4 protein-coding genes and 2 pseudogenes are annotated in these 4,698 nt (G+C 67.9%); all 6 read left to right on the top strand.

The window, feature by feature from the left end; translation table 11 throughout:
* Positions 1-608 precede the first annotated feature (608 nt).
* Positions 609-788, top strand: coding sequence for a hypothetical protein (locus IF89_RS46575; RefSeq protein ID WP_030776595.1), 180 nt, complete (start codon positions 609-611; stop codon positions 786-788).
* A gap of 433 nt (positions 789-1,221) precedes the next feature.
* The gene (locus IF89_RS39050) at positions 1,222-2,259 is read left to right on the top strand and encodes a serine hydrolase (RefSeq protein WP_030776598.1); all 1,038 of its coding nucleotides are present in this window, start codon (positions 1,222-1,224) and stop codon (positions 2,257-2,259) included.
* A 770-nt stretch (positions 2,260-3,029) separates the two neighbouring features.
* Positions 3,030-3,116 (top strand): annotated as a pseudogene (locus IF89_RS45315) (IS5/IS1182 family transposase); the annotation flags it as partial.
* A 115-nt stretch (positions 3,117-3,231) separates the two neighbouring features.
* A complete protein-coding gene (locus tag IF89_RS0134330) occupies positions 3,232-3,639 on the top strand; it encodes a DUF6153 family protein (RefSeq protein WP_030776601.1) in 408 nt (135 codons plus the stop codon).
* A 117-nt stretch (positions 3,640-3,756) separates the two neighbouring features.
* Positions 3,757-4,386, top strand: coding sequence for a DUF305 domain-containing protein (locus IF89_RS0134335; RefSeq protein WP_030776605.1), 630 nt, complete (start codon positions 3,757-3,759; stop codon positions 4,384-4,386).
* Positions 4,387-4,494: 108 nt separating this feature from the next.
* Positions 4,495-4,698: pseudogene (locus tag IF89_RS48505) on the top strand (IS5/IS1182 family transposase); the annotation flags it as partial.

Below are 4,698 nucleotides of genomic sequence, written 5' to 3' on the forward strand. Positions count from 1 at the left end.
ACCCTCGCCATCAACACACCCATCATGATCAAGGAGTGTTGCGACAAGCGTTAGAACCCAAGGAGCAGAGCGTGCTCAATTCTGCGGGAGCATTGACAGAAGACGGCGTGACGGCCATTGCGGCGTCCCACTGGGAGGCGGGGCCTGTCTCCAGGGTCCCCAGGACACTGTGGTCACTGGTGCTGATCTCCAGGACCTCGCCCCGCACTGTGGTAGCGAACGGGGTCTGTGGCGGCAGTTGCCGGGGGTCCGCGGAGCCTACCGGGCCTGGGTCCCCAGCGGATACGGCCACGTTCGCAGATCGTCCTCATCTGGGCTCCTCCCCGGCACCTCGCCCACTGCGATACCGCCAGGTCCGCGAGCTCGTCATCCCGATCTGCTCCGGCTGGCCAACGTCGCGTCGGCATGGTGGCAGGCCTCTGCTGCGGGTGGGGAAGGCCTGTTCGGTGGAACGCGGTCCAGGTGCAGGTGTGGCTGGTCAGAGGAGGTGTCACAGGGGTCAGGCTGTCCAGGATGGGAAATACATCATCTTTTGTGGCGCCTCTGGAATGAAAGCAAACGATATGCGAGCCTCTGAAATGAACATCCGCCGGATTGCAGTAGGCCGGATGCGCCGCGGACTGCTCGGTGCAGTCGTCGCCGCCGGCATCGCCGCCCCGGCAGGCATGGCGGGAACCGCGTTCGCCGCCGACAGCGCGCAGCCCGCCCCGGCGGCATCCGCTGCCGCCACCGCCGGCATCGAGGCAGCCCAGACCGAGGAGACCCGCAAGACCCGCGCACCTTCGTGAGGTCGTCGAGGTCGGGGGCGTCGAGCCCCTCCCCGAACCGCTGGCGGTTCGCCAAGCCCCGCGTCGACAGTGCCTCGTGCAGTTCGATGAGCGTTCCCATGGGCGGGTTGCAGCCGGGCCGGTCGGCTGGGGCCGGACTGTGCGGTCATGGTTGCCTCCTCGTCACTGGTATCGACGCTCGTCTACCGCCCGGACGCGGTACGGCCCGGCGTATTCGCCTGCCCTGGTATCCGGGCTGCGACCGTGCCGACAGCGTTAGGCGGCGGGGGCTGGCGCCATGAGGCGCAAGGGAAATGCCCTTCTCCAGCCGCCTCCTGACACACCTCCTGACACAGGGCAACGCAACCGCCACTGCCCGGGCCGCTGATCAACCACACCCCCATTCGCATCTGCGCTGCGGCTCCATTCGCAGCTCCGTCCGAGGACCCGTGTCATGTGCATCAACAAGAAGACTTCGAAGCTGGGGATAGGGGCAGCAGCTGTTGTCGCCGTCTCCTTGCCAGCGATCGCGCCCGCAGGTGCAGCCGCCCTCTCGCATGCTCCGGTTGTCCGGCTGCAAACGTCCGCGAAGGCCAAGGTGGGCAGCAAATATGTCGAATGCTTCTCCTCTGACGGAAAGCTGGCCGAGCGCCTCTCCCGCGACATTGCAAAAGCGCTGAAGAGCCGCACCAGTATGGCCTCAGTGGCCCTTCACGACCGCGCGACGAAAACCACCTGCACCTTCAACGCACACCAGAGGCAGGACTCAGCCAGCGTCGTGAAGCCGATCGTCCTCGGAGCTCTTCTCCTGGCCAAGAAGGGGAGCCTGACCCAGAAGGAGCAGACACTGGCCCGAAAAATGATCAAAAACTCTGACAATGAGGCCACCACCGCCCTGTGGAGGCAACTGTCGGACCTTCGTGATCCGAAAAGGCCCGACCCGGTGCAGATACAAAACTTTCTGGACGCGGCCGGGATGAAGGAGACCGTCCCAGACAAGGAAGGCTCCTGGGGGCTCACCCAAGTCACCGCAACCGACCTGGCGAAACTGCTCAAGCTGTTCACCGGCACCGACAACTCGGTCCTGAGCCGACAAGCACGCATCTACGCGCTCGGCCTCATGCGGAACGTACAGGACGACCAGCGCTGGGGGACGCCGGCCGGGGCTCCCGAAGCGTCCACGATCCAGGTGAAGAACGGGTGGCTGCAACGCTCACCCGACGGCCCCGACAACCCCTTCGACCGCGGTGACTGGAAAGTCAACAGCATGGGCGCCTTCACCGGCAACCATTACAACTACGACCTGGTGGTCCTCACGCAGAACAACAGAGTTCCGGCCAACCGAGCGGCCCACACCGGATTCATCTACGGCATCGACACCATCGAGCGGGTGGCCCGCGCTGTGCACCACGGCCTGCACCCCGACCAATCACCCGCCCAGGGCTATGAACCACTCCGCCCCGACGCGAACTTGCGGCCACTGAACGGCTGAACACCCCCGCGCACACCACGGCCCCAAGCGCCCCATGGTGCAACCCCGACCCGAAGGGCAGCCGTTGTCGGCCACCGGCTCGGCGAGCACGGACGCTGGAGGTGACCGACGGCGGCGACGACGCGACCACCATCATCCAGTGGCCTGCAAGGAAACCGGCCACACAGGCAGTCAGCTGCGGAAGCCGTCAAGCAGACCGACGGCAGGTGCACCTTGCAGCCCAAGAACGCCCCTGACCGGGGGCCGGGCGGACGTGCAGAGGTCGGAGATCCGGGCGGCCTCCGTGCCGGTGGCCCCGGCAGCGGTGCCCCTCGTCGATCTCGGCCCGCTTCACCCGCCCCCGTAGTGCCTCGGGGTGCACACCCAGCTGGTCGGCGATGCGGTTGACCGCCCCGGCGCAGCCGGGTCTTCGCGGGCCTCGATGGCCAGGCGCGTCGCGCGTTCACGCAGTTCGCCGTGGTACTTACGCCAGCCATGATCGGCATCCTTGTGAGCTGGGTGATCCACCAGGCCCGGGGGCGTTCAGATCATGGAAACCGTCGAATGCACGGAGTGCGGCAAACCGAGCCGGCCCCTCGCGAGCTTCGCTGTTCCAAGGCTTGCCGCCAGCGGCGATACCGCAAGGGCATCCCAGCGAGCGACGGGAAGAAGGAGCTTGTCCAGGTTGGCCACTGATCGGGTGACGGCAAGGCGGGCGTAACAGGCGAGGCCCTCGGGCTGTTGAGCGGGATGTCTGACGTCCACAGCTCTTCAACTCGGGGGCCTCGTCACTTCCTTATCCTGCCGTACTCGATGTCCCGCACGCCCTGGTCGAGTGGGTCACGATGCTGATCGTCACCCGCGAGCCGACTGAACGGTGGGTGGGCTACCGCCACTGGGGCGCCTGGGCGCCGCGGCTGCTGCTGCCCACCGGTCGGCGGACCCTCCAGTCAGCGGAAGGCCACGGCCGCAGGCGGATCGTACGATGAGCGCGTGACCTCCTGCGTGCAGCTGTCGAGCCGCCGCCCTGCTGGGCGGCTGTTTGCGCTGCTGGTGATGGCGGTGCTCACCGGCCTGCTGGGCATGTACGCCCTCGGCCCGGGAGGAACGCCGCCACCGCGCACGAAGGCAGGCCACGACACGGTGGTGGCCGTGCCCGCAGCCGGTGTGTCCCATGCGAGCGCGGGATGCTCGCACACGGACGGCGGGTCGGATCACCTGGACCACGCGGACGGGTCCTGTGCAGCAGCCGGGATCGGCTCGGCGTACACGCCGCCCCCACTGACGAGCGCGCTGCCGGACGCGTCCCCCGCCGCCGTCTCGGTGACCCAGGCGGCGGCCTCGACGCGAAGCGCCCGGGCACCCCCCGACCTTTCTGAGCTGCAACTTCTGCGGATATAGAGCGGCCCGCGCGGCACCCCTGCCGGTCGTTCCGGTTGCTGGTGCCCAGCTTCGCACGCCCCCCTCCCATGAACACCGGCGCGGCCTGCTGCGGCTGCGCGAAGGAGTTGCATCACCATGATCAGCAAGCGTTCTCTCGTCCGTCGTACCACTGCCGTGGCTGCCGCGGGTGCGGCCGCTCTCGTCCTAGCCGCCTGCGGCGGCAACGGGAACAGCTCGGCCGGGCACGACGGCCACACCGCCACGTCCCCGTCCGCCTCTGGGCCAGCCGCCCTGGGCCAGCACAACGCCGCCGACGTCGCCTTCGCTAAGGGCATGATCCCCCACCACCGCCAGGCGGTGGAGATGGCCGGCCTCGCGCCGAGCCGGGCCGAGTCGGCTGAGGTGAAGAAGCTCGCGGAGGACATCAAGAAGGCCCAGGACCCGGAGATCAAGACGATGTCCGGCTGGCTGGCCTCCTGGGGCGAGGAGGCGCCCGCCGAGGGCGCCATGGACCACTCCAAGCACGGCGGTGGCGGCGGCATGATGAGCGCCGGGGAGATGGACAAGCTCAAGAACTCCTCGGGCAAGGCGTTCGACACCGCCTTCATGGAGATGATGATCAAGCACCACGAAGGTGCGGTCGAGATGGCCGAGGCCGAGCAGGCCGACGGCGCTTACGCGCCCGCCAAGCAGATGGCCGGAGCGATCATCACTTCCCAGACCGCCGAGATCACCCAGATGAACAAGCTGCTCGGCAGGAACTGACCGGACGGCCGCAACACCGGGACGGGCACCGCGCCCCCCGGGGCTGCTAAAGCGGGCCAAGCTGTTTGGGGAGGTTGCAGGACTGGCCGCCGTCGTCCGGCTCAGCCCCTTTATGCCGACCGCACCGGATTCCAGTGGCGCTGCCTCCCGCACGGCTTCCCGCACACGGTCTGCGGCAACTTCGCCAAATGGGCGGACGAGGGCGTGTCCGCCCAGCTCAACGGCCTGCTTCGGAAGCTTCTGCGAGAGAAGGAGGGCCGGGACGCAGAGCCGTCGGCCTGTGTGATCGGCGCCCAGAGCGCCAAGGCCTCC

This window comes from Streptomyces sp. NRRL F-2664, from assembly GCF_000719345.1.
In the GTDB taxonomy this organism is placed as follows: Bacteria; Actinomycetota; Actinomycetes; order Streptomycetales; family Streptomycetaceae; genus Streptomyces.

Coding starts and splice junctions, on each gene's coding strand:
- IF89_RS46575 (WP_030776595.1), top strand. CDS start 609: ATGCGCCGCGGACTGCTCGGTGCAGTCGTCGCCGCCGGCATCGCCGCC.
- IF89_RS0134335 (WP_030776605.1), top strand. CDS start 3,757: ATGATCAGCAAGCGTTCTCTCGTCCGTCGTACCACTGCCGTGGCTGCC.
- IF89_RS39050 (WP_030776598.1), top strand. CDS start 1,222: ATGTGCATCAACAAGAAGACTTCGAAGCTGGGGATAGGGGCAGCAGCT.